Raw genomic sequence first — 25186 nt, 5'->3', positions numbered from 1 at the left:
CACCTAGTAACATCTGATGGCATCGGTGTTGAGATGTTCGAAATGGTTGACCGTGAAGATCGTCACAAGGTTGATTTCTCTCGCTTAGGTATCTTCCACTTCTGTCTACAGCTTCCAAAAGAGCAGTTTCATTCAGCTATCAAGCGCGTTGAAGAGTTTGGCGGTAAAGTACGTATGGATATTCACCGTTACCACCCAGAAGACGAACTAAAACAAGCACAAATGGTTTACCTAGAAGACCCGTTTGGCAACCTATTCGAATTCTACTCTCACTCATACGAAGATACATACGCGACTGATTACGAGTAATCGCGTTACTGCCTTGCATAAGGTGGAAAAACCGAAACACCCCCTAAAGAGGATTGGTAGAGATACCAATCCTTTTTGTGTTTGGGGTTAGGGGGTATGGATAAGCTAGTTAAGCGAACCTGACTTAATTGAACTGAATTTGAAGAGATTAAACTGAGCCACAGACTTTGATATGTGGCGCTGCATATTCATGTGTTGGTGTAACCCGTATAGTTACTTAAGTTGTTTTAAGGCTGTTATTAGTCACGTTTATTTGAAATATCAAAAGCTTGTATCACTGAAAGTATGACACTAGTCACCCATAAGGTAGACGCAATTCTATATGGTGGCGTCATACTTTATCCACTACGTGAACATGCAGATGAAAAGACAATTATTATCCAGTGCAATTCTACTTTCTCTTACTTTTCCTACCTTTGCCGCTGATGGTGACATACACGACGTCACGATACTTGGCACTTCAGATATCCATGGTCATTTCATGGCGTGGGACTACGCATCAGATAAACTCAACACGCGCGGTAGCCTAAGCCAAATAGCGACGAAAGTGGGGGATATCCGCAAAGAGCAATCAAACATTATCCTCGCAGATGCTGGCGATACCATTCAAGGTAACTTCGTAGAAACATTCAAAGATGAGCCCGTTGACCCAATGATGCTTGGCTTCAACCACATGAAGTATGATGTGTGGGTTTTAGGTAATCATGAATTCGACTTCGGTCTTAAAACGCTCAACAGAGCCGTTACTCAATTTAAAGGCCAGTCTTTAGGCGGCAACATCAAGAACAAAAATGGAAACCCATTCCTACCGGGTTACACCATTCTAGAACGCGGTGGAGTTAAGATCGGTGTGATAGGAATGGACACCCCAATGACAGAAGTCTTTGCACAAGGTACTAACCGTTTAGAAGGCGTCACTTTCACCAACCCAACTCTGGAAGTGAAGAAAATAATCAAAGAGATTGATGACCAAGTAGATGCGATTGTATTGGTTGCACACATGGGTATTGAAAACGAAAATGACATCGCGAATACAGGTGTCACCGACATTGCGAATGCTAACCCAGAGTTGGATGCCATTGTTGCTGGCCACATGCACACTCGTATTGATAAGGCGGTTGTGAATGGGGTGATTATTACTGAGCCTGACAAGTATGGCCGAGCTCTATCTCGTATCGACCTCCAATTTGAAGAGCGCGATGGCAAATTCACTCTAGTGAATAAAGACAGCTTCACCTACAAGATTAATGGCGTTGATTCCGATGAAGATATGGACGCGCTATATCAGCCGTATCACAAACAACTTCGAGAAATGGCGAATCGACCTGTGGCTCAGCTAACTGGCGTTGACTTAGTCCCTGAAAATGAAATCCGCGGTATACCTCAAGTTCATATTCAAGACACCGGTATTAGTGCGTTATACCAAGAAGCGAGCTTCTTCTATGCGCCAAAAGCTAATGTCATCGCACTCCAAATTGATAATGACAATGCAGAGCTGGATGTTGGTCCGATTAAAGCCAAAGACATCGCTTATAACTATCAATATGCTGGTGGAGAAATCACGGTTTACCAGATGACAGGTAAAGAACTTAAAACCTACATGGAATGGTCTGCTGGCTACTTCAACTCGGTACAACCTGGTGATGTCACTTATAGCTTTAATCCAGAACGCAGAGCATCTAAATATTCGACTAATGATTTCTTTGCGGGCGTGACTTATACCATTGATCTAACTCAGCCTGCAGGTAAACGTATTACTAACCTCGAGTTCGCTGATGGCACACCTGTTACCGATGAAACTGAAATCCGAATTGGTATGAATAGCTATCGAATGGGTCACCTCACTAAAAAAGGTGGCGTACTAGAAGGTGAATCCTTCCCTGTACTGTTTGACACAGAGGAAGAGTATGGTGAGGAAGCGGGCACAATTCGTAATATGACCATCAAGTATCTAACAGAAGAAAAGAATGGTCAGTATGAAGGGAAGCCTCAACAACGTTGGACACTCTCTGGGTTGGATAGCCGTTACAGCGAACAACGTGAGATCGTAAAGTCGCTGATAAATGATGAAGTTATCTCAATTCCAACAAGTGACGATGGCCGCTATACGAATATCGCTTCAATCAATGTACAAGGTCTGATGTTTGACACTGACAAAGCTAAACAAGCGGCCATAACGGCACGTAATAACAAACTGACGCAAGCGACCGAGCAAGAAGGCATGCAGATCAAACGTGAGATCACGCTCATTGAAGCGCTGAATTAGCGTCTGATAGATACCATTAACAATCGTTCATATGATCAATGTGCCCCAAGAGCAAAAGTTCTTGGGGCACATGTTTGTTAACTATCGACCTCTAGAAATAATAGATAACAATAAATTATTATTAATATAATTTATGATAATTTCATTTAATACACTTATCTCCATATACTCTCTCCATCGAAACGAAATACAGAAGCTGAGCTTCGAAAGTACAGAATTAAAAAGAATTGGAGAAAGTTATGAAAATGAATCACGTAGGCATCATGGTTGGTGATATGGACCAAGCGGTAGAGTTCTACACCAAGGCTCTAGGTCTAAGAGTTGTAATGAACAACACTAAAGTGATGGAAGAGCGCGAATCAGCAATCGGCCGTATGTGTATCGCAGTATTTGGCGAAGGCTTCAAAGGTTTCAACATCGCTCACCTAGTAACATCTGATGGTATCGGTGTTGAGCTGTTCGAAATGGTTGACCGTGAAGAGCGTCATAACGTTGATTTCTCTCGCCTAGGTATCTTCCACTTCTGTCTACAGCTTCCAAAAGAGCAATTTGATTCAGCTATCAAACGTGTAGAAGAGTTCGGCGGTAAAGTACGTATGGACATTCACCGTTACCACCCAGAAGACGAGCTAAAACAAGCACAAATGGTTTACCTAGAAGACCCGTTTGGCAACCTATTCGAGTTCTACTCTCACTCATACGAAGATACGTACGCGACAGATTACGAGTAATAGGCGCTACCTACCTGTCATAAGGTAGAAAAACCGAAACACCCCCTAAAAAGGATTGGTAGAGATACCAATCCTTTTTTGTGTTTGGGCTGTGTGTGATTGTGGTGGCTCCACTCCTAGATCTTAGAGTTGAGAGCCAAGATCAATAGCTGAGATAGTCCATCACTTGAATTAACTGTATGCGTATCTCATTGGTGGTCTGACTGTGCCAATAACCCAGTGTAAAAGATAACAGAGGAATGCCAAACATTATCATTAGCACTAAAACGAGAAGATACTTAGATGATAATTGCCAACCATTGCGTGTCTTTAGTCCAAGCGCTTGCTTATTTGGACATGCAGCAACACAGCGTAAACAAGCTTGGCACTCATCCGTTCGAATCTGTATAGCGGTATGAATAATAATATTAGAAGGACATGCGCGAGTACATTTGCTGCAATTCAGATTATCTTTTTCATTTAAACAATGCTTAGTGTCTCGGCGAATCTTAAATGGGCTAAGTAGACTTGCTATCCCAAGTAGGGCGCCATAAGGGCAAAAGTATCGGCAAAAAGCACGTTGTCGCCATGCTGACATCAATAGAATGACGGCTAAAACACCAAGAGTAATTATTCCTGGTTCAACGAATACCCAAGCGGTTTTTACATCTGCGATTTTATGGTAATTGCCATTGAGGTAATAAGTCAGGCTCGCGACAGGCATTCCTACAGAAATAAAGGTAAAGAAAGCCAATAGTAAGTACTTCATCATACGTAGTGGCCAGTCGAGCCAAACTGGTGGCAAATACGCTTTCTTGACGAATTTTAAGCGTAAGTTATATAGATATTCCCCAGCGAGACCTAGCGGACAAATCCAACCACAAAAGGCACGCTTACAAACAATCCCAGTCACTAACACAGTCACGAGCATAACAGCGCCTGCCGGATGAGTTTGATCCCAAAACCCAATAGAGAAGATAGCCTTAAGTTGAATGGCCGCAGCAATAGGTAAGAAAGCATCCGTAACATCAGGTCGCATGAAGCTTGGAGATATTTGATGAACAAGCAGCCATGTGTGAAGGGTGTACTGGATAGCTACTAGAAATAATGAAAGTGCCATCGCATGTTGGCTGGCTTGACGCAAAACATTTGTCTTGGATGAAGCTGTGATTATGGTCGGTTTAAAGTAAAAAATCGAAGAGATGACAACCAACGCCAATGAAAGAGCGATGAGCAAAGGCCAATAGGCTGCACTAAGTACCGCTGTGATGAGAATGCAGGACGTTATTATGCTACCGAGCTTTTTACCGCTGGTGTAGAGAACACAAATGCTATAAATCAATGCAAGCATTAAGGTAAAGGATTCAATAAAAGTCATATAGCCACCGTTTCATTACAGAGAGGTACTATAAATCGCATATAAGAGCATGTCTGACGATTAATGAGCTAACTTATCTATCTTTGATATGAGTTAATTTTCATTAATATTTCGCCTAACCATTTGGGGTGGTTTTTAATAGCGTTAGTTGGGTTTATTAATAAATAGAACAGAGTTGATTGATAACCAAACCGCTTTTGGAGAGTGAAGAAAGAGGAGCTTCATATCAGAATAGGGCGCAAATTAATCTGCCTTCGAGTGTTCTTTGAACTGTGGTTTATCTGCGTTGAATGATTAATAAATAAGCAACCTTAACGCTTTGTTAAATTTGACGTTTTGAAGATAAAACCTTTCATGAATATGACGGAAGAAAGCACTCTTCATGAAAACATTGTGCGTACATACCGGATGGTAGCCTTTGCTGAGCAGTGAATATACTCAGCATTGTATAGCTAACCAAAACACAACGAAAACAGAGAAAAATGCACAGATTAGCGCACCCAAATTACATGAAAAAATCACATATTATCTTTACTGCTCTTATTCTTATGATATTAGCCGGATGCACCTCAACGTCGGCTGTCGGCAGCTCTAAAACAAAGGACTATGCCAAGTCACACGCTCTTGCTGGTAAAGCTTCTTGGTATGGCGATAAATTCCATGGCAAGCTCACAGCAAGTGGTGAGACGTATAATATGAATGCTTATACAGCAGCGCATAAAACTTTAGCCTTTGGCACGATCGTGAGAGTAACTAACACTGCCAATAATAAGTCTGTCGAAGTTAAAATTAACGACCGAGGCCCATACGTAAAAGGCCGAGTTATCGACCTTTCGCACAAGGCATTTGCAAAAATTGGCAATGTTAAGCAGGGAACCTTGCCTATCAGAATTGAGATTGTTGATGACAGCAATACCTTTAGGTACAAGCACTAATTGCCTCTAAGCCTGAACTGGTTTGTGAAACTTAAAGGATTGGTAGAGATACCGATCCTTTTTTGTTTTTTTGGGGAAACCTAACGAGAGCCAAATTACATTTCGTTACTCATTGAAGTAAATCTGAAACATCGCTGACACGGTCCTGAAATCTTTCATGGTTAACTTATTGGGTTCTAAAATGAATCCAAATAAGGAAATACCCGTGAAGCTAACACCTGTCGTTGCCGCCGTAATCATGTCTTTCAGTTCAGCAAGCTTTGCTTTTAGCTTGCAACAATCTGCTAATGAAAACAGTGAAGATCTCGTATGGACGGGGCATCTTAGCCCAGACAGCGACACGGTAATGTCTGCGATGCTCGCGGCTCATATCTATGGTGGTACGGCGACAGTGCCAGAACCTATCAATCCTGAATCGACGTTTATCTTGAACTATTGTAATGCTGAATCTCCACGCGTAGAGACAGATTACTCTTCATATCGAGTCGGGCTGGTGGACTTCAACCAAGTGACTCAACTAGCGCCAACCATCGATCAAGCATCCATTGTGGCTGTGGTCGATCACCATGCGATTGGTGGTTCTCCAATTAATGCACCACAAATTGTTGAGATGGATATTCGAGGTTGGGGTTCTGCTGCGACTATTCTGGCTGATAACGCTGAAAAGTTGGATGTGACCTTACCTAAACACCTTGCTTGTGTGGGCTTGGGTGCAATTCTTTCTGATACTGTGGTATTCCAATCGGCAACTACAACAGATCATGATCGTGAATACGCGGAGAAGTTGGCGAAGGTTGCAGGCATTTCAGACATCGAAGATTTCGGTCAACAGATGTTGATTGCTAAATCGGATCTCAGCCATCTTTCTTCTGAAACCATTCTGACGTTGGATTACAAAAACTTTAAGTACGGTGGCAAACATGTGGGCATCGGTGTCGCTGAAACACTAACGGCTCAACAACTGATTGACCGTAAAGACGAGCTTTTGGCAGCGATGAAGTCTTATAAGGAAGAGAACGGATTAGACCATCTGTTCTTCTCAATCACAGACACGAAGAACAAAGAAGCGAATCTACTGTGGGTGGATGAAAGCGATTATCAAGTCATCAAGTCGGCTTTCAACGCTGAACCAACCAGCGACATGCTAACTCTGGAAGGCGTTACTTCTCGTAAGCGTCAGATTGGCCCAGCAGTACAAAAGGCAATTGAGAGCTTGTAAGTATTAAGAGAGTTTGGGATAGGGATTGGTAGAGATACCAATCCCTTTTTTGATTCTTGGGCGTCTAAATGGGATTTGGACAAAAGCGTGTTGGTGCTTCCCTATTTATTGAACGGTTATAGAGGATGATTGACATATTAAATAATGATGATATTTGTCACGTATCACACCCGAAAAAAATATAACTGATACAATATTCCGACTAAACAGGCCGGTGTAAGTACATGTTTAAAAACATAAAGTTTATAAAAGATTTCGGAATTTTCAAGAATGCAAAAACAGTTGGTGGTGAATCATTTCATCAGTTCAATTTGATATATGGCTTTAACTATTCGGGTAAAACAACACTATCAAGGATCTTCAGATCTATCGAGCTAGGTGAGAAAACTGAAGGTTTTGAGACTGGTTCTTTTGAAATCAATAAACATGATGGTAATTCAATCAAAAGTAACGCTCTGCAGAAAGTAGATAACCTTCGTGTTTTCAATTCAGACTATATCGCAAAAAATGTTGATTTCGATGAATCAAGTGTTGATCCTGTTCTTATCGTTGGTGAGAGAAATATTGATCTTGAAGATGAACTAAAGCGTCTTAGAGAAGAGGTTCCGGTTTTAGAGAACAACAAAGCCAATAGCATCATAAAATCAGCTACAAAAACAACTGAGCGTAATAACCGTTTAACGGCTGTAGGCAGAAATGTAAAACAGCTTAATATTCTTGGTACAGCGCAGTTTAATGCCGCAAATGTTAAACCAATGCTACTTGAAGCTGATGTATTACATTTAAAGACAGCAGAAGAACTAGGTGCATTGCTCGAAACTGCAAGATCTGATGTTGTCTCAAGTGTAACCACAGCGACAATCGCCGTTCCAAATATGATTACGGAGCTATCTAATGTTGAGGAAATATTAGCAGTATCCGTTACGCAAATTACGATTGCGGAGTTAGAAGCTAACCATGCATTAAAACAATGGGTTGAGAAAGGTATAGATCATCACCAAGCAACAACAACATGCCAGTTTTGCCAATCAGAGGTGACTGTAGAGCGATTAGAGCAGTTGAATAACTACTTTTCAGATACCTACAAAACATTAAGCAAACGAATTGAAAGCGCCATAGCTGACATTTTAGGTAAATCAGTGACATCTAGCATGCCTGACAAAAGGGATTTGTACACAGATCTTCAGACTGGTTTTGACGACCTAAAAGATCAGGCTGAACCTATTAAACTTGAATTTGAAGCTGTAAAAAATGCATTGGTAGCTTTACTGGAAGATAAGAAGAGCAAAATGGCAGAGGTCGTCCCGTTTAATGGTTCTGATTATCCTCTACCAGATCCAACAGACTTATTGGCAAAAATTAATGCTTCAATATTTGTTCATAACGAGCGGGCATCAAATCATTCGACAGAGAAAACTAACGCCATAAACACAATTAAACGCCATTATGTTTACCAAGAAACACAAGACTACAACCATTCACAAGCACTTACTGAAATTGAAGCATTAGATATAGTTGCAAAAAATGCAGGAAACGATATTCGAACTAAGAATGAACGTATTGAGGTTATTGAAGCTGAACTAAACAATATCAATGAAGGCGCTGAAAAGCTTAATGACAATCTAAGACAGTATTTTGGCAAGACGGATATAACTATAAAATTAATCGAAGGGACATATCAGTTTATACGTGAAGAACGTAAAGCTAAGCATTTATCAGATGGTGAGCGTACAGCTATTGCTTTTGCTTACTTCATAACACAGTTGGAAGATGAAGCTCTTCAGGGCGTTCAACCAATTGTCTACATCGATGACCCAATCTGTAGCCTTGATTCAAACCACATCTACAATGTTCTTGGCATTATAAAAAGTAAGTTAAATCATGACAAAGTAGAACAGCTATTTATTTCTACTCATAACTTTGAATTCTTCAACTTGGTTAAGATGTGGTTATCGCATTATAAAGAAGTTGAAGGAAACTTTAAGCGTACAAGGTACTTCCTAATTAACAGAAAAGACAACGAATCACGTATTGATCGTCTACCTGACTTACTAAAAGACCATCGTTCTGAATATGCTTACTTGATCAGTAAAGTTAAGGAAGCTATTGAAAGGCCATACAATTGTGATGCTGTTGCGGTCCAGTCGTATGTCCGAAAAGTGATGGAAGTCTATTTTTCATTCAGGTTCAACCTAACTCAGTTCAGAGAATACGGTGTAGATAATATTGCATTGCATTTTTTAAAAGGCGCTGCTGATGCTGAAGTGCAATCTAACACTTTGTACGAGTACATGAATGAAAAATGCCATGCCAAATCGATAGAGGTAGGAATGCAACTTCCTGCTGCAGTCCAACCACAATTAGCTCAGGTATGGGACATTGTTACTACTGCAATCAAGGTTAATGATAAGCCACATTACGACGCTTATTACGCTTAACTAAAACAAAAATGGAACGCCTGAGCGTTCCATTTTTCGTATCTGATTTATCTTAAACCTGCTCGCTTGCGTAAGGGCCAGTGACGCGTGAGGTAGATTCACCCACGCCGTCTAATGCGCCAGGGGTCGGTGCTTTAGCGAACCAGCACTCTAGAGGGGCAAGTGTTCTTACTGGTGGAAGCACGTTGTGTGGCGTGTTGTAGCGGTTACCGTAGTGGAACGGTTCGCCCATCACGAAGATCACGTTAGCGTCGAGTTGTTTCTCGGTTTCTTCCATTAATAAAGCTACGCGGTTTATTGTTTGCCTAACGAGGCCGCGAAACATTCTTGGTTCGGGTTACGCAGTTTGATGATCGTTTTACTTGGGCCGACACGGTTGAGGGCACCATCATCGAGATTGGCCTGACTGAAATCGGTACGGAATAGATCCGCGCGATACAAATCGACGTTGAGCATTTGTGCGTGGCTCATGTCTGCGTTTCGCAAATCAGCATCGCGAAACGTCGCGCTGTTCAGGTTCGCGTGGCTGAAATTGGCCTAGGTGATGTCAGCCTGATTCATGTTGGTGCTCGATAAATCGGCGTTACGTAGCTGCGCACGTTCGTCTTAGTTTAATGAGGTTAATTTAGTGGCTTTATTTTGATGGGAAGACGGGTACACCTTTTGTTTTATCATAAATGGCCCCCTTTAGTCGGACGATTCTCTCTATCTAATCTCAAACCGTAAACCGTAAACCGTAAACCGCAAACGCTTGCTCTCCGTCGATAAAGATTGCCTTGAGTTGGCCTCACAGATCACTTTCTCGCTGAAATCTCAAAGGTAATTGCGAAACGTCACCCACTTAGGTGATGCCGAAATTTTTGACATAGATTAAGTTAATCTTGAATGCTTAATATTTGAAGATAAATAGAGGGTTGAAGCTATGAGAGTAAAAGGACTTAGCAAATATGAACTAATAATAAGAGTTATATTCCTTCTGTTTTTCACTCCGTTGATAATCGTCTCTGCTTACGCTAAAGACCCCGTCCCAAACTTGTATTTGGATATACCAGCACCAATATTATCGCAGTGGAACAAAGACAATATTATGACCGTGGATGGCGTTACTGGCGCAACATCGAAAAGTTATATTTACAGTTCACAAGATGCAGCAAAGCAGGCGGCCAGTGAAGATGGCGATTGGGATACAGACAGTGTTGCCTATATTACTTGGGAGCTAGATAACGGCAGCGGCCGAGCTCCCGGCCTTCAAATCTTAAACGACAACTTAGATTATTCATTTCACAACTGCATTATGGCGTCTGGTGAAATGGAATCCCCTGATTTTCCCGACACAGTCGTCTCAAAAGCTTGTAACGATGCATCAGGAAGCTCAAAACGTTATTTTTTACAGCTAACGGAAACTGACACTCCCATTGATTTGGTTTTCGATTTAGGCGTGAAAGACATTCGCTATAAAGGACTGATTGACGAAGATCAGCAAGAAGAAGGGGATTCAGGTACAGGCACTGGTTCAGAAAAAAAAGAGAACACTATTTCGCAGTTTCGAGAAGAGTATGGCATTGGGAGAATTTATCGAGTTATCCAAAAGATAAAAAATAATACCAACAAACGTATTGCCAGTTACAAGTTTGAGTTGGGTACTGGGCTGCAAGATCAATTTCAAGCTCTTAACTTTGCTGAACACGGTGTTGGTTTTGAAATGCGGACAACGGTGCCTCGTGAGTTTTTTGATGGACGTACCGGCTCTGCACCTGACGTTTCCGTTTGGAAATCTGAGCGCTTTGCAACCTTTGCCCCCAAGTTGTTTGACGATGGTTCTCGAGTACGTTTTAGCCCCGGATTTTTAGATCATGATGCTGCTGGGTTCATGGACCCACAATACCTTGTCGACATGGATTTGAAGTCGCAATACATCGACAGTGGATTATCGATTGATGAAGGTGTCATTGGCTCTCTGACAAAAAACTTCTTTAATATCAACGAAACGCACGATGCGGCTTTGCCCGGAAATATGCTGGGTTATATGCTACCAAATAACCAAGTACCAAGTGTTATCGCTTATTGGTTGAAGAATGATATTAACGCAGAATCGGATGGGGTGGTGGCCATTTGGGATGGAGCCGATTGGCGTTCTGGTCGTTCTGGCCTCGATGGTGATCCCGATACCATTGACGATAACTTTGGAGTTGTCCCCCTAGAACAACTTGCCGAATGGGCTGAAAAGCCTCTTGGGTTGAATCTTCCGTACGAAGACCCTGCTGACGTGATCCGTTACGATGTGATTCCAAGTGATGATATCGCTGGTTTAAATACTGATATCTACATCCACATTGATGAAAAGCTGCTTGATGAGGATAATGAGCTGGTATTTAGTTCGATCACGCTTCGAGTTACAGCTCGTTCAATTGATGATGTTTTACTTGGAGCGCCCGGTAGTGAAGAGCCTGATTGGATACAAGCAGGCCATCAAGCCCCGCCTCTATCTGCATACAAAGCAAAGGAAGATGTACTGTCGGCATTTAATGAATATGTAACGACTGACGCGAAAACACCAGTGACCATTAATGTGCTGGAAAATGACCTGCTGAACGGAGAACCGTTAGAGTCAGATACTGCGATAGTAGCGATTGTAGAAGAGCCTATTAATGGTGAGGCGGTATGGAACACGGACCTAACTGTGACCTACACACCTGCCGACTATTTCAGTGGCTACGAGGTGTTCGACTATCAAGTAACGATTGATGACCATACATCTAATGTGGCTTCTGTAAAAGTGCTCGTTGACCCAGAGGTGGTATTGGGCGCACCAGTTATCGAAAATGATAATCAGATAACAACAGAAGGAGTACCGATTAAAATTGACGTTCTTGCCAATGATGAGTACACCCTTGGAAATTACAATTTGCTGACGGTATCCATTACTAATGGTCCTAGCAATGGGACATCATATGTCACCGATGATAAAGAGATCGAATATACGCCTGCGCTTGATTTTACGGGCATTGAACAATTTACTTACACAGTGTCCGATGACGGCAAGGTTTCCAATACAGGTGTGGTGACCGTTCGTGTTGACGAGTATTTGGATGATGAGGAAGTAGTGTCTACGGGTGGTGGTTGTACCATGGGCGACCCGAATGCGCCGAAAGACCCCACTTTGCTGCTTTTGATGTTGGCGTCTATGATTGCAATCATCCGTCGTCGAATCAAAGAGCGTCATCAAACTGTTTAAAACATAAAACTAGAGCCTCAGCAGTTGAATTCGGTCTTTAATACTTGAACAAGAGCCTCCGGGCTCTTGTTTTTTTATTGAAGATTGAAGATTGAAGACGCGGGGGAATTGGATATGGGAACACATCACCAAAAGCATGGGAGCAGACGGATACATAATTGCAGACAGGCACATAAAGACAAACAGCTACACATTACGGTTTGTCTCAGTATTGCCATTGGTTTGGCGTTTTGGTTTGCGCTGCCATATGGTCTAAACAATGTTTGGCCCATTACCACTGTTGCTTTGGTAAATATATTGCTTGTTTATCCCGTACTTGAAGAAGTGTCTTTCAGAGGCGGAATTCATGATTTTCTCTTAAAGCAAAAATTATTGAACAACCAATACTATGGCGTAAGTGTGTCTAATGTTGTGACTTCCTGTCTGTTTGCCAGTTTCCACTTAATGCAACACCCCCCTTTATTTGCCGCACTGACGTTTATTCCATCGGTGATATTAGGGCACTTCAAAGAGCGCTATGGCTCTTTATTAGTACCAATAGCGCTGCACTGTCTATTCAACGCCATTTTTCTAATGAGTTTAGCCATCAAGAGTAGTTGATTGTCAGTTTACCGAGCATCAATCGGCTAAAAACGAAAATAACAAGTCAAAATACTGAATGAGTCCATTGGATTATAAAATAAACTTCGAATTGACAATATCTTATGAATTGTGAACTTGGTGTCAGTATTTGGGGGCTCTGACATTGGTCTGAAATTTAAGTTCGCTCTATGAGGCAACATTCTTAAACCAAGAAAAGTATATGGTTAAGGATTAACTCATGAAAAAACAAAATATCTCAGCAGTCACCCTTCTAGCATTGATTATTACTGGTTGTGGCGGAGAAGGTTCATCAGAAGGTGACAACACAACGTCTAATAATGCTACTCCCCCAGGAACTTCAAACGGCCCCAACTCCCCTAGCAATCCTAGCAATCCTAGCAATCCTAGCACTCCAGGCAACACCGATTCTCCGTCGACAGTAACGTCTCAGCAACCCGATATTAAGGCGCTTAGCAACAATATGATTTTTGCTATCGAAGGCTTTGTAGAAAAAACGGAACCAATCAGAAATTACTCATCCATTACTGTTAAAAACGAACTGCCTGCGTTCAAAGGTGGGGATACTCAGAAAGTTGATGTGGATATCGCGGTACCAACGATCGTTATCGATAATGGCAGTAACTTTGTTAACGATTGGCACTGTTATGAAACCGCAAGGTTAAGCGCGCAAAGGAAAAGTCATCAGTTACTTGTGGACGGTACAATTTCTGAATATCGATACAATATGCAAAGCAACGCTTGTTCTGGTGAGCTCTTGGGATCGTATGTGTTTAACGATGCTGTGTTCGACAGTTCGTTGGAATTTAAAACCGTTGGCAGCGTAGTTTCCAAAGATGAGAACGGAGTGGAGTCGAATCTACCCACTTATGATTTTATCGCTCAGGCTTATGGACAGCAGTCAAAAGAGCGGTTTGGTGATTCTTGGGAATTGTTACAACGAGATAAAATTAACGCAGCAGCAAAGGAAGCCGGGGCTTCGATCTTTGAGTTGAACGCTTCATCTGGAAAGATCGGTTTGGATCTAGAACAGCTTAATAGCGACACTCTTATCGATTTCTCATCGCTAGATACAAACCAATTATTAAATGGTGCAATTTGGGGGATACCCGGTCAAGGCGTTGCCGATGAAAAGTGGTGCCGAATTGTGAATATTCCAGACGATCTAAGCCAGAACAGTATTAAATATCAATCTGTTATTTCGACAAACTGTGCGAGGTCGGCACAACGTTATTGTGATGCCTTTGGTTCATCGTTTTCGAGTGGTAACTACCCACCAGCAGCTCCTATCGCTTGGGACAGTAACACGGCGAGTAATGCTCAATTGAACTCAGATGAGCAACACAGAAGAGATGCTCAAGGTCACTTTGTTGTGAACAGTTCTGGTCAGAATGCGTTTGTCCTCTCATCCAATTCGGTTGTGATACCTATTTTCGGTTACACCAGTCCACGAAGTGATGGGCAAGTTAACAATGCAGGTCTTAATAGTTGGGCTGGTCACGAAGGTCACTGCCAAAACGTGATGAATAGCCGACACACAAAGATGGGGATTGGATACAAAGTCAGTAAGTCAGATACATCGAAGATGTCTTATTGGACGCAAGATTTCAACTAACTCGCTGATTAGTCTAATACGGGTAACCTGTTTAGTGTCGTCTCTGTCTACTTGCTCGACAACGGCACTTAAGTGGCACTTTATTCACAGTGATAAGTGGGCGATCAGGGTTATTGAAGGTGAAGGTTGGGATGACACGATAACGATTTATTTATGTTGTGAATGATTTTGCGTGGTGTCACCAAATGGTAAGTTTTGCTTCGATTCGAACGCTAAGATGTATTTCAAATCGAGACTACTTATCCAATTAGAGAGAAACAGAATGACTAAATCAGACAAAGTTTACGGATCCAACACACCACAACGTCTATTCGTAGGTTACACATTAGCCGTGCTGGTGGACTTGGTCGTACTTAACTTCTTCGATGAGTACTGGGACTTTGTGAACATTGAGTCTTTCACGATCTCTTTGATTGCAGCGTTGTTGTTGCAGCTATTACTGAAGCTCTCTATTGGTTTAGAACATAAAATTGCTGAGCACTTCAAAAGCAAGCCCGGCACAGCACCGAAGGTTTATCGAGCAATCACCACTTATATTATTTGGGTGGGTTCTAAGTTTGTGATGCTAGAAGCAGTTAACCTCTTGTTCGGCGAGAAGGTGAGCTTTACTGGTCCTTGGAATGGTGTGGTAGCGTTCTTCGCTGTGGTATTTACGATTCTGATTGCTGAAGTGATTGTATCGAAGATCTACTTTGCTCTGGATGATAAACAAGATTCAAATGTGAAAGTGCTAAAAGAGACCAACGCGTAATAAAACGAAAATACATAGGTGAATAATAAACGAGCCAGCTGAATAAGCTGGCTCGTTTTCGTATAAGCGTCATGTCGCTATTATTTGGTTTTGTATGTTTTGGGCTTTATTTTTCGTAAACCACATTCCCACGTAATACCGTCATCAATACTTGAGTTTTGGCTATCCCTCTTGCTGGCAAGGTGGTGATATCTTTATCTAGAATGGCGAAGTCTGCAGACTTCCCAACTTCAATTGTCCCCGTAATATCATCAATCCCTAGACTTTTAGCTGCGTTGAGGGTGCAAGCGTCGATGGCTGTATAGATATCAGTTAGGCCTGTTTTTCCCATGATTAAGCTGTTCGCAATACCGACTAAAGGGTTGATGTCGTGAACGTTCCAATCACTGCTTAAAGTGATATTGGCGTCGGTTTTGAGTATCACATCAAGGTTCATCATGGCTTTTGCGCGTCTCGTACCTAAGAAGGCATTAGCCCATTCGTGATCATGTTGCGCGACGTAGTCTGATCCAACTTGGAAATCCGCGGTTACGCCGAGTTGTTTAAATCGTGGAACGTCCTCATCATTGATCAATTCAACGTGGGTGAGCGTGTATGGCTTTTGCGAACCCTGCTCACGTACGCTCTCGATGGCATCTAAAGATTCTCGAACTGCGCCGTCACCAATGGCATGTATGTGGGCGCTAAAGCCAATTTTTTCGAGGGCAATTAGCCACTCTTTCATCTGTGCTGGTGGAATGTAGTTCAAGCCATCGGGGAGTTTGGTAAATAAGTATTTAAGTATGGGGCGAGCGTTTTTGCGGTGCCATTGATGAAAACGCCATCACTGTACATTTTCACCTGATCAACCAACAACAGACGGCTTTTATCATCGGAATACATCTTCTCAAAGACTTCTAATTGAGAAGGCATTGCCATGGAAGGGTAAACCCAAGGACGCAATGAGACGCGCGCTGTGAGATCTTGGTTTTGTTCGGCCTCTAGCCAAACGTTATACCAACCTCGCTTCCAATACATTCGGCCGTCACCAATGGTAGTAATACCGTGAGCCGCGGCTTCTTCAAGACCGTACATTAACCCTTGATAACTTTGCTCAAACAGTTCACTTTGGCTGTTCCAAGCGGTCTCCATGACTTGGTCGCCAGCATTGTCTAATAAGATGCCATTGAGTTTGCCACTGTCTTGGTCTTTTAAATAAACCCCGCCTTGCGGATCGGGAGATTGTTGGCTGATTCGGGCGATTTTCAGTGCCTTTGAGTTAACCCACATTGAATGTGAAGTCTGCTCCATGATCACCACCGGGCGATCCGGGAAGATACTGTCGATGATCTCGAGTGGCGTGTAATTTGAGTCGCTATTGAGCGTTGCTTCCAAAGAAAAACCATAGCCCATAAGCCAACCTCTACCATTAGCGTCGGCATTGATTTGACACGCTTCTAAGTAGGGTATTTGTTCCTCTAGGGTAGCTTCAGAATCGAGTTCGCAATTGCCACCCAGCTCTGAGGCTGCTTCAAACACATGGTTATGGTTGTCGATGAACCCCGGTAAAACAAAGGCATTGTCTAAATCAATGACATCAGTGTTTTGCCCTTGAAAAGAGAGTGCCTGTGATTGGTTTCCTATAAAGATGATCTTGCCTTCATGGGTAACGATCGAATCTGATTCGCGATGCCCATAGATGTCGGCATTGGTAAAAATCTGGTCAGCACTTTGAGTCGTTGCAGGGTTTTGAGTAGGAATTGAGTCTTGTGCAAAAACAGGCGCGATGGCAGTTAAGCTTGCGAATAATGTTATCCATGCAGCGCGTGGTCGAGTGAGTTTGTTATTCATTATTATGTCTTCCATGTTCCACTGTTTAATAAGTATAGAAAGCGAGTGGCCAGAATCATATCGTGAATTTTTAATAATAAAGTGTCCTTGGTTGCTCTCTTGTTTGGATGCAATTCCAGTATCTTTTGATGAGGTTGTGGAATACAACTCATCAATAAGGTATTTCGAACCCATTCATAGATTAAACGATTCACATAAACGTCTGAATAATTTACAGTTAAGTGAACTATAAAAATGGATTTAACGTATTACCAAGGAAGTAAGTTTATGTTTTCACAAGACTTACTCGCATTATTGATAAAAATAAGCTGAGGTTAGGATGAAAAAAATATTATTGCTGCTGAGCGTGATCTTGTTGGGTGGCTGTGTCGGCATGCCTGAAACAGTAAAGCCGGTTCAACAGTTTGAATTGGATCGATACCTTGGGAAATGGTACGAAGTGGCTCGTCTGGATCATTCGTTTGAACGTGGTTTAGACAATATCAGCGCTGAATACAGCCTTCGTGATGATGGCGGCGTGAAGGTGATTAACCGTGGCTATTCGGCTGAAGAAGGTGAATGGAACGAAGCGGAAGGCAAAGCTTACTTTGTTGAAGGCAGCGAGCAAGGTTATTTGAAGGTGTCTTTCTTCGGTCCTTTCTACGGTGCTTATGTGGTGTTTGAGCTGGACAAAGAGGGATACCAATACGCATTTGTTTCGGGCCCAGATACAGACTACTTGTGGTTGCTTTCAAGAACCCCTGAAGTTGCACCAGAGGTGATGGAGAAGTTCAAAACCATGTCCAAAGAGCGTGGTTTCAATACTGACGAGTTGATTTACGTTGAGCACAACAAATAAGCAGGCGAGCTAAATTAACGACAGTTGATTGAAAAAGGAACAGATGATGAGTGCATCTGTTCCTTTTTTATTGGTTTAGTTTTGTATTTTGTATTTTGTATTTTGTATTTTGTATGAACTAGCCTTGTCGACGAACCTGCAACACGCTGAGTACAGATAGTGAAAGGAAGAACGCAGGGTCGCTCCAACCAAAGCCAACAAAAATCCCTGTGAACGCTGCATACAATGTGATGATAGCACCAAGCATGTTAGTGATAACTAAGCCTTGAATGAGCTTTTTCGCTGACACTCCAGGTTCAATCTCTCTGAGTAGCCAACTTATTGCAGCAATGCCTCCCAGGAATATACTGGTGTGCTGAGAGAGAAAGTACGCGTACTTGTCATTGATCTCCACACCGTACATTGGCCACATGACGGTAGGTAAGAAAAACAGCGCGAAGGCAAACCCTGCGTAAATGATGCCGTGTAGGCTCAAAAATGTTTTGTTGTTCATTGTGTCGATCTCTCTTTCAACTTAGTGCTATGGCTAATCAGAATTTTTGCTCAATACAGGAATGAGCGATGCGTTAAACGTTGATTGGGCCTTTGTTAATGGTAGTTAACGGTTGGTTCACGTCAAAAATCACACCACGTACTTCTTCTACGCCCATCTCTTTTAAGCGAGCAGCATGCATCGCTAGATAGGTTTCAGCACTCAGCTGGTCTTCAAATAAGTAGATACCACCGCCTAGCTTTTCAGCTTCGCTTTCTGTCCAAATTTTCCAGATCATGCCCGGCTCATCGTTGATAGACTTTGCTAGGTCAACGAGTGCGTTTGACATCTCTTCACCGAAAGGGCCTGAAAATTCAAAATCAACTTGTAGTAGTTTCATGGTGTTTCTCCGTTTAATACATTTCGTTTAACAAATGCCACTAAAAAATAGGGGTTTAAGACAAACAAGCCATTCTCGTTTGTTGTTGAAGTTCATGTTACCTGTAAAAATTAGACAAAAAAGTTCATAATATTGCCATTAACTGTCAGGATTTTAGACCGATGAGATTGAAGACAACGCTAGACCAATGGCAAACCCTTTACGAAATTGACCGTGCGGGCAGCATTCAGGCGGCGGCATTGCAATTGAACAAGAGCCATACCACGCTGATTTATGCCTTGAGAAAATTGGAGGATCAATTGGGTGTGTCTTTGGTTCAGGTTGAAGGTCGTAGGGCGGTGTTGTCGGAAGATGGTAAAGCCTTGTTGCGTAGGGCAAGCAGCATGCTAGAACAAGCGCGAGAACTTGAATTGATCAGTGAGCAGTTAGCAAAGGGGGTTGAGTCTGAAATCGTGGTTGCGGTTGATCATTTGTGCTGCCTTGAACGCTTGTATAAACCGATGGCTGAGTTTCTGGCAGAGAACAACAGTACGTCGATACAAGTGGTAGAAACATCACTGTCGAAAACCACTGAAATGGTCACCCAAGAAAGGGCAGATGTTGCCATCATTAATCTCCCCGTGACAAATTACCCCGCCGAAGCCTTTGGTTTTACATTGATGGAGCCTGTTGTAGCCAGCTCGCACCCTCTAGCTAAAGCGTCGTCTGTATCGCTCAATCAATTGTCGTCTTTGCCACAAATTGTGGTGAGAGATTTAGGCTCGGTTGAAAAGTTGGGCGAGAAGAAGGATGTTGGTTGGTTAAAGTCGAGTCAGCGTATTACGGTGGATAATTTCGACCATGCCTTTGGCGCAGTAGAGCAGGGCGTGGGTTATTGCCGATTGCCAAAGCACATTGTAGAAAGTCGAGGTGGAAATAAGCTGACGGTGCTCAATGTCGAAAATGGAACTGGATATCATGTTCCGTTGCATTTGACTCAACCAAAAGGAGCGAAGACTGGCCCAGCAGCAAAACGTTTCTACGAGTTATTGCTAGCGTCGGCTTCTAATTAGCTTCTCATCTTACTTCGATCTTAGCGTTCCATTTCACCAGTGGACTGGAACTAACGAGGCTGGTTTCCATTTAAGAAAAGTGTGACGCATTCGCGCGTGTAGTTAAGCCTTTCTTCATTAGACTCGCCGCTATCGTGGCCGAAGAACGACCAATAGGCGGATTTACCATGAAACATAAGCAGCAGTTGACGAGCCGCAATGATCGGTGAGCTTGATGTCGACAGCGTCAGATCCCCAGAGTCTATTTTTGACTGCAGGTAATCAGCGAGTAACTTGGTGGTTTTTTGAGGACCGGTTTCTAAATAGATAGAGGCGATCTCTGGGTGTGTATTAGATTGGCTGACCGCATTCTGAAAGGTTTGTCGTGACTGATCATCAAGCAATAAATCCTGAAACTTCACACCAAATTTCACCAATTCTTCTTCCAAAGTGGCATTCATATCAAAAGCAGAAGGGCTGAGTTCACGCTCGGCGCACTTGGTTTGCATGCAGGTTTCAAAAAGTTCGTCTTTGTTTTTAAAGTGAGAGTAGACCGTTTGCTTGGAAACGTTCGCTGATTTGGCTATCTGATCCATATTGATCTTGAAGCCGTTTTCAGAGAAAAGTTTACTTGCTGCGGTTAAGATCTGCGATCTCTTCTGTTCACTCTTGATGATTTTTGTCACGTGCTTGCTTCTCGTTACTTGGTGTGGGTCGTTACCTAGTTTGTCTCTTTGTTAGTGCCTATTGGTCGTCAGTTTTTCGGAGCTCAATTTGCGCTAAGCATTATGCTTTTTGTGATGGTTTTATCAATCACTGATGATGAAACTTATTTTTAACATAGTCAAACTAGACAGTCCAGTTTGGTTTGGTTAGTCTGAAAAAAGATCATGAATGAGTACCGCATAGGGACAGGAAGTATGTATAAATTGATGAAGGGAAGCGCTGTAGCCGTAGCGTTGTCGACTCTTCTTGTTGGTTGTGGTGAAAATACACAAGCCGAGACAGCATCAGATTCAGCGAGTGCTGCTGAGTCGAGTAGTGCTGCATCGACAGTATTGACAGTAGAAACGGTTGCCTTAGAACGCTCGCCATCATACGAAGTTCAACGTGAATATGTCGGTGTGGTAAAGGCTGGTCAGCAGGCGAATCTTGGTTTTGAATTAGCGGGTAAAGTAAACGAGATTCTGGTTGATGTGGGTGACACAGTCACTGAAGGTCAACCGTTAATCAAGTTAGATACTCAACTGCTGAAGACGGAATCTAGCCAACTGAAAGCGCAAGCCGAAGAGGTCAAAGCTCAGTTGAGTCTTGTTGCTGCTAATTTAAAACGTCAACGCTCACTGAAAGCAAAAGGCTTCAGTGCCGAAGCTGAAATTGATTCCTTAACCAGTGAACAACGTGTATTGCAGGCTAATTTGTTACGTATCGATGCATCGGTGAAAGGCAACGAGTTGAAACTGGTGAAATCGACAATTCTTGCGCCTTATTCTGGCACTGTTGCGACTCGCTTTGTCTCGCTCGGAGATGTGGTGAATGTGGGTAATCCAACGCTTACATTGCTCGCTTCTGAGGGAAAAGAGGCCTTTATCGGTATTCCTGCTCATCAAATGCAAAAAGTCACCTCACTCTCTACACCTAGCATCCGAGTTGGACGAACCGATTATGCCGTCAATCTATTGAATCCCGGAGCGATGGTCGACACGCAGTCTCGCAGTGTTGGCTTACGTTATCTGTTCCCAGAGCAATCTTCGGTATTAGAAGGGCAGCTTGCCTACCTTAAATTTAATGAACAGATTGAAGAGCAAGGTTATTGGGTGCCATTAACGGGGTTGATAGATGGATTACGAGGAGTGTGGAACATCTTTGTGATTGGCGAAGACAACAAGGTTGAACGTAGAAGTGTTCAGGTGTTGTTTGCCAACAATCAACAAGCGTATGTAAGTGGGGCGATTGAAGACGGTGAACAGGTGATTGCCAGTGGTTTACATCGCTTAGTTCCGGGTCAAATCGTGAAACCAGCCAGCGCTGCTGAGTAGGTAATAGTATGAAAATTATAGAGACTATTTCCAATACTCGATTGCTTATCTTGATGACGGCGCTGTTGATGGTAAGCGGTATTTCAGCCTTCATGACGTTGCCGCGTGCAGAAGACCCGGTGATTATCAACCGTTACGCTAATATCACGACCAGCTTCCCCGGAGCCAGTGCCGAACGTGTAGAAACGTTAGTTACTGAGGTTATCGAGAATAAGCTGCGTGAATTGAGTGAAGTTAAGTTAGTGAGCTCAACATCAAGGCCCAGTGTGTCGATTGTTACGCTTGAACTGAATGACACCATCACCGAGCCTGAGCCCGTTTGGTCACAAGCTCGCGACAAGTTATCTGACATCGAATCCATTTTACCTGCGGGTGCTCATTCTCCCGATCTCGATAGCGACCATACTTATGCTTTCACGACCATTGCATCTTTAACTTGGTCTGGTGCCGGCGAACCTGACCGATTAACGCTGGGCCGTTATGCTAAAGAACTCGCCAAGCGATTACGCACCTTATCGGGCACCGAATTCGTTGATGAATACGGGATGCCACAAGAAGAGATTCAAATCAGCTTACGCACCGCTGATGCCGCCGCTTTAGGTCGTTCGAGCGGCAATATTGCTGAATCTCTCGAAGGGGCTGACGCTAAGAACTCTGCTGGTGAATTAGTCAGCGCTTATTCCCGCTTTGGTTTGGAAATTGAGTCCGAACTCGATTCAATTGAGCGCATCAAGCAGGTTCCAATCGCCACTGACAGCAGCGGTCACATCATCCGTATGGAAGACATTGCGTCGGTGAAGCGTGGTGAGAAAACCCCACAAGATCAGATTGCCATTATCGACGGCGAGCCGGGCGTGATTGTAGCGGCAAGAATGCACCCTGATCTGCGAGTTGATAATTGGACATCACGAGCCAATGCCCTGATTGGTAAATTTGAGCAAGAGTTACCAAGTAACGTTAAGGTGACTGTGCTCTTTAACCAGCAAGGTTATACCGAGACTCGCTTAGACGATTTAGGCAAAAGCTTGATGATCGGTTTCGGTCTGATCTTGATTGTTCTTTTTGTCACTTTAGGTGTGCGTGCCGCGATCTTAGTGGCGATTTCTCTGCCGTTAACCTCATTGTTGACCTTGTCGATAATGAAAATGACCGGTGTGCCAATCAACCAGATGTCGGTGACGGGTCTGATTGTAGCGCTCGGAATCATGGTAGATAACGCAGTAGTGATGGTCGATACCATTCAGGCTTACCGTTTGAAAGGACAACAACGAGCAGAAGCGACCATGAATGCATTGAAGCATTTATGGGTGCCGTTATTAGGCTCAACCTTAACCACCGTATTGGCGTTTGCTCCGATTATCTTGATGCCGGGTGCATCGGGAGAGTTCGTCGGTGGTATTGCGATTACCGTTTCTTTCTCATTGATCGGTTCTTACATTATCTCGCACACCTTAATCGCAGGTTTAGCGACCAAGCTGCTACCGAAACAACTGAGCGATGTCGATAAGAAAGGCCAGCACCACTGGTACATGACGGGCTTAAGAATTCCTGCATTAACACGTTGGTTCTCGGCTTCGGTGCGTTTTGGTGTCACGCATCCAATCATCACTATAGCTTTGGTGTTGTTGGTTCCATTTACTGGCTACTGGAGTATGTCTCAGCTGACCGAGCAATTCTTTCCGCCGTCAGACCGAGACATGTTTGAGATTCAGGTGTACATGCCGCCGCAAGCGAGTATTTACGCCACTAAAAATACCTCTGAAAAAATCGACGACATCATTCATCGCTACCCAGAAGTGGAACGCATTGATTGGCTAGTGGGCGCAAACTTCCCATCCTTCTATTACAACCTGCAAGCAAGGCAAAATAACGCGCCGTACTTCTCGCAAGCCATGGTGAAAACGGAAAACTTCGACCAAGCCAATGCGCTAATTCCACAGCTGCAAAAGGTGTTGGATGAAGAGGTGCCGGAAGCACAAATCTTGGTACGAAAGCTTAACCAAGGTCCTCCATTTACTGCGCCAGTTGAGCTGCGTGTTTATGGTGAAAACCTCGACACGCTAAAAGCGATTGGTGAAGATGTACGCTTGATCTTGGCAGGTGTCCCTCATGTGACTCACACAAGAGAAACGCTGCAACCGGGTACGCCGAAGGTGTGGTTAAAGGTCGATGAAGACACGGCAAAACTGAATGGTATTTCACTCAATCAGTTTGCTGGCATGCTGCAAACTACGTTGACAGGTCGTGAAAGCGGCTCAGTGATTGAGGGCAGTGAGTCGGTGCCAATCCGTGTTCGTGTGGCGGATGAAGCGCGTGAAAACTTAGCGCATTTAAGCAATATCCGTTTGCCGATAAGTTCTGATGTCTACTCAACGGGCATCAATGTGTCGACTTTGGCTGAACTTGAACTGACTACCAGCCGTGGTGCGATTACTCGTCGTAACGGGCAGCGAGTCAATACCATTGAGGGTTACATTGAAGCGGGAGTCTTGCCACAAACTGTGCTCAACGAGTTCCAGAAACGCCTAGAAAGCTATCAGATGCCATCGGGCTATACGATTGGTTTTGGTGGTGAATCTGCTGAACGAGATAACTCAGTCAACAGCCTGATCTCGAATGTCGCCGTTGTGGTGGTATTGATGGTGTTGGTGGTGGTGATGTCGTTCAACTCGTTCCGAATGAGTAGCATCATCTTCATGGTAGCAGGATTGGCGGGTGGTCTAGGGTTATTGTCTGTTTGGACCTTCGGTTATCCGTTCGGCTTTACGGTGATCATCGCGATGCTCGGGATTGCGGGTTTGGCTATCAACGCGGCCATTGTGATTCTGACTGAATTGAAGCTAGATAAAGAGGCTTCATCAGGCAATGTCGATGCAGTTGTTGAGGCCGTTATGTCGTGTACTCGACATATCAGTTCAACCACAATCACTACAGTGGGTGGCTTTATGCCTCTTATTATTGCTGGTGGTGGTTTCTGGCCTCCGTTCGCGGTCGCGATTGTGGGCGGTACGGTATTAACCACGCTTATTTCTTTCTACTTTGTGCCTGTGGTTTATCACTTGATGACTAAAAACCAGCGCAAGAAAGTAGTCACAGTAACAGCATAATCCCTCTCTTAAT

The 25186-nt window shown here is 43.3% G+C and carries 17 protein-coding genes and 4 pseudogenes; 14 read left to right on the top strand and 7 right to left on the bottom strand.

Annotated elements, in window-relative coordinates:
* From BCT34_RS07910 to BCT34_RS07900, 3 genes and pseudogenes are all read left to right on the top strand, one after another.
* Window positions 1-309, top strand: a pseudogene (locus tag BCT34_RS07910) (glyoxalase); the annotation flags it as partial.
* Window positions 310-670: 361 nt separating this feature from the next.
* Window positions 671-2575, top strand: coding sequence for a 5'-nucleotidase C-terminal domain-containing protein (locus BCT34_RS07905; RefSeq protein WP_076650935.1), 1905 nt, complete (start codon window positions 671-673; stop codon window positions 2573-2575).
* Between the two features lie 239 nt (window positions 2576-2814).
* Window positions 2815-3306 (top strand): VOC family protein, encoded by a 492-nt coding sequence (locus BCT34_RS07900; RefSeq protein WP_102300459.1) that lies wholly within the window; start codon window positions 2815-2817, stop codon window positions 3304-3306.
* A gap of 142 nt (window positions 3307-3448) precedes the next feature.
* On the opposite strand, the gene BCT34_RS07895 is transcribed toward BCT34_RS07900, so the two are convergent.
* Window positions 3449-4663, bottom strand: a complete 1215-nt coding sequence (locus BCT34_RS07895; protein ID WP_076652748.1) for a 4Fe-4S binding protein — start codon at window positions 4661-4663, stop codon at window positions 3449-3451.
* 482 nt (window positions 4664-5145) lie between these two features.
* Between BCT34_RS07895 and BCT34_RS07890 the strand changes: the two genes are divergently transcribed.
* The 3 genes from BCT34_RS07890 (at window position 5146) to BCT34_RS07880 (ending at window position 9255) form a co-directional block, all read left to right on the top strand.
* Window positions 5146-5598 carry a septal ring lytic transglycosylase RlpA family protein gene (locus BCT34_RS07890; RefSeq protein ID WP_076652751.1) on the top strand — a complete coding sequence of 151 codons (453 nt, stop codon included), beginning with the start codon at window positions 5146-5148 and terminating at the stop codon, window positions 5596-5598.
* A 205-nt stretch (window positions 5599-5803) separates the two neighbouring features.
* Complete coding sequence (locus BCT34_RS07885; RefSeq protein WP_076652753.1) at window positions 5804-6817, top strand: manganese-dependent inorganic pyrophosphatase; 1014 nt, start codon at window positions 5804-5806, stop codon at window positions 6815-6817.
* Window positions 6818-7041: 224 nt separating this feature from the next.
* A complete protein-coding gene (locus tag BCT34_RS07880; protein ID WP_076652756.1) occupies window positions 7042-9255 on the top strand; it encodes an AAA family ATPase in 2214 nt (737 codons plus the stop codon).
* Window positions 9256-9307: 52 nt separating this feature from the next.
* Here the strand turns inward: BCT34_RS07880 and BCT34_RS07875 are convergent.
* A pseudogene (locus BCT34_RS07875) lies at window positions 9308-9535 on the bottom strand (GNAT family N-acetyltransferase); the annotation flags it as partial.
* Window positions 9536-9549: 14 nt separating this feature from the next.
* Window positions 9550-9834: pseudogene (locus tag BCT34_RS07870) on the bottom strand (pentapeptide repeat-containing protein); the annotation flags it as partial.
* A 508-nt stretch (window positions 9835-10342) separates the two neighbouring features.
* On the opposite strand from BCT34_RS07870, the gene BCT34_RS07865 reads away from it, so the two are divergent.
* The 4 genes from BCT34_RS07865 (at window position 10343) to BCT34_RS07850 (ending at window position 15456) form a co-directional block, all read left to right on the top strand.
* Window positions 10343-12490, top strand: coding sequence for a choice-of-anchor F family protein (locus BCT34_RS07865; protein WP_076652758.1), 2148 nt, complete (start codon window positions 10343-10345; stop codon window positions 12488-12490).
* Window positions 12491-12604: 114 nt separating this feature from the next.
* Complete coding sequence (gene mrtJ, locus BCT34_RS07860; protein WP_102380506.1) at window positions 12605-13090, top strand: JDVT-CTERM system glutamic-type intramembrane protease; 486 nt, start codon at window positions 12605-12607, stop codon at window positions 13088-13090.
* Between the two features lie 220 nt (window positions 13091-13310).
* Window positions 13311-14705: a CAP domain-containing protein gene (locus tag BCT34_RS07855; RefSeq protein WP_076652763.1), complete on the top strand. Its 1395-nt coding sequence runs from the start codon at window positions 13311-13313 to the stop codon at window positions 14703-14705.
* A 262-nt stretch (window positions 14706-14967) separates the two neighbouring features.
* On the top strand, window positions 14968-15456 hold the full coding sequence (locus BCT34_RS07850; RefSeq protein ID WP_076652766.1) for a hypothetical protein: 489 nt from the start codon (window positions 14968-14970) through the stop codon (window positions 15454-15456).
* Between the two features lie 106 nt (window positions 15457-15562).
* On the opposite strand, the pseudogene BCT34_RS07845 reads toward BCT34_RS07850, so the two are convergent.
* Window positions 15563-17286, bottom strand: a pseudogene (locus BCT34_RS07845) (amidohydrolase).
* A 319-nt stretch (window positions 17287-17605) separates the two neighbouring features.
* On the opposite strand from BCT34_RS07845, the gene BCT34_RS07840 reads away from it, so the two are divergent.
* On the top strand, window positions 17606-18124 hold the full coding sequence (locus tag BCT34_RS07840; RefSeq protein ID WP_076652768.1) for a lipocalin family protein: 519 nt from the start codon (window positions 17606-17608) through the stop codon (window positions 18122-18124).
* A 118-nt stretch (window positions 18125-18242) separates the two neighbouring features.
* Here BCT34_RS07840 and BCT34_RS07835 read toward each other — a convergent pair whose 3' ends face one another.
* Together BCT34_RS07835 and BCT34_RS07830 are read right to left on the bottom strand one after the other, a co-directional pair.
* Window positions 18243-18617, bottom strand: a complete 375-nt coding sequence (locus BCT34_RS07835) for a hypothetical protein (RefSeq protein ID WP_076652771.1) — start codon at window positions 18615-18617, stop codon at window positions 18243-18245.
* 73 nt (window positions 18618-18690) lie between these two features.
* Window positions 18691-18996, bottom strand: coding sequence for a monooxygenase (locus BCT34_RS07830; RefSeq protein WP_076652774.1), 306 nt, complete (start codon window positions 18994-18996; stop codon window positions 18691-18693).
* Window positions 18997-19157: 161 nt separating this feature from the next.
* On the opposite strand from BCT34_RS07830, the gene BCT34_RS07825 reads away from it, so the two are divergent.
* Window positions 19158-20048: a LysR family transcriptional regulator gene (locus tag BCT34_RS07825; protein WP_076652776.1), complete on the top strand. Its 891-nt coding sequence runs from the start codon at window positions 19158-19160 to the stop codon at window positions 20046-20048.
* Between the two features lie 50 nt (window positions 20049-20098).
* Here the strand turns inward: BCT34_RS07825 and BCT34_RS07820 are convergent, their stop codons facing one another.
* Window positions 20099-20713, bottom strand: a complete 615-nt coding sequence (locus tag BCT34_RS07820; protein ID WP_076652778.1) for a TetR/AcrR family transcriptional regulator — start codon at window positions 20711-20713, stop codon at window positions 20099-20101.
* 234 nt (window positions 20714-20947) lie between these two features.
* Between BCT34_RS07820 and BCT34_RS07815 the strand changes: the two genes are divergently transcribed.
* Window positions 20948-22066: an efflux RND transporter periplasmic adaptor subunit gene (locus tag BCT34_RS07815; protein WP_076652780.1), complete on the top strand. Its 1119-nt coding sequence runs from the start codon at window positions 20948-20950 to the stop codon at window positions 22064-22066.
* An 8-nt stretch (window positions 22067-22074) separates the two neighbouring features.
* The gene (locus tag BCT34_RS07810; RefSeq protein ID WP_076652782.1) at window positions 22075-25173 is read left to right on the top strand and encodes an efflux RND transporter permease subunit; all 3099 of its coding nucleotides are present in this window, start codon (window positions 22075-22077) and stop codon (window positions 25171-25173) included.
* Window positions 25174-25186 lie beyond the last annotated feature (13 nt).

Origin of the sequence: Vibrio sp. 10N.261.45.E2, assembly GCF_002875705.1 — a bacterium.
GTDB lineage: Bacteria > Pseudomonadota > Gammaproteobacteria > Enterobacterales > Vibrionaceae > Vibrio.
The sequence above is the reverse complement of the archived record's forward strand: the minus strand, read 5'-3'. Positions and strand labels throughout refer to the sequence as shown.

Excerpts from the sequence above, each read along its gene's own strand:
- BCT34_RS07905 (WP_076650935.1), top strand. The coding sequence starts at position 671 with ATGAAAAGACAATTATTATCCAGTGCAATTCTACTTTCTCTTACTTTT.
- BCT34_RS07900 (WP_102300459.1), top strand. The coding sequence starts at position 2,815 with ATGAAAATGAATCACGTAGGCATCATGGTTGGTGATATGGACCAAGCG.
- BCT34_RS07895 (WP_076652748.1), bottom strand. The coding sequence starts at position 4,663 with ATGACTTTTATTGAATCCTTTACCTTAATGCTTGCATTGATTTATAGC.
- BCT34_RS07890 (WP_076652751.1), top strand. The coding sequence starts at position 5,146 with ATGCACAGATTAGCGCACCCAAATTACATGAAAAAATCACATATTATC.
- BCT34_RS07880 (WP_076652756.1), top strand. The coding sequence starts at position 7,042 with ATGTTTAAAAACATAAAGTTTATAAAAGATTTCGGAATTTTCAAGAAT.
- BCT34_RS07865 (WP_076652758.1), top strand. The coding sequence starts at position 10,343 with ATGACCGTGGATGGCGTTACTGGCGCAACATCGAAAAGTTATATTTAC.
- mrtJ (WP_102380506.1), top strand. The coding sequence starts at position 12,605 with ATGGGAACACATCACCAAAAGCATGGGAGCAGACGGATACATAATTGC.
- BCT34_RS07855 (WP_076652763.1), top strand. The coding sequence starts at position 13,311 with ATGAAAAAACAAAATATCTCAGCAGTCACCCTTCTAGCATTGATTATT.
- BCT34_RS07850 (WP_076652766.1), top strand. The coding sequence starts at position 14,968 with ATGACTAAATCAGACAAAGTTTACGGATCCAACACACCACAACGTCTA.
- BCT34_RS07840 (WP_076652768.1), top strand. The coding sequence starts at position 17,606 with ATGAAAAAAATATTATTGCTGCTGAGCGTGATCTTGTTGGGTGGCTGT.
- BCT34_RS07835 (WP_076652771.1), bottom strand. The coding sequence starts at position 18,617 with ATGAACAACAAAACATTTTTGAGCCTACACGGCATCATTTACGCAGGG.
- BCT34_RS07830 (WP_076652774.1), bottom strand. The coding sequence starts at position 18,996 with ATGAAACTACTACAAGTTGATTTTGAATTTTCAGGCCCTTTCGGTGAA.
- BCT34_RS07825 (WP_076652776.1), top strand. The coding sequence starts at position 19,158 with ATGAGATTGAAGACAACGCTAGACCAATGGCAAACCCTTTACGAAATT.
- BCT34_RS07815 (WP_076652780.1), top strand. The coding sequence starts at position 20,948 with ATGTATAAATTGATGAAGGGAAGCGCTGTAGCCGTAGCGTTGTCGACT.
- BCT34_RS07810 (WP_076652782.1), top strand. The coding sequence starts at position 22,075 with ATGAAAATTATAGAGACTATTTCCAATACTCGATTGCTTATCTTGATG.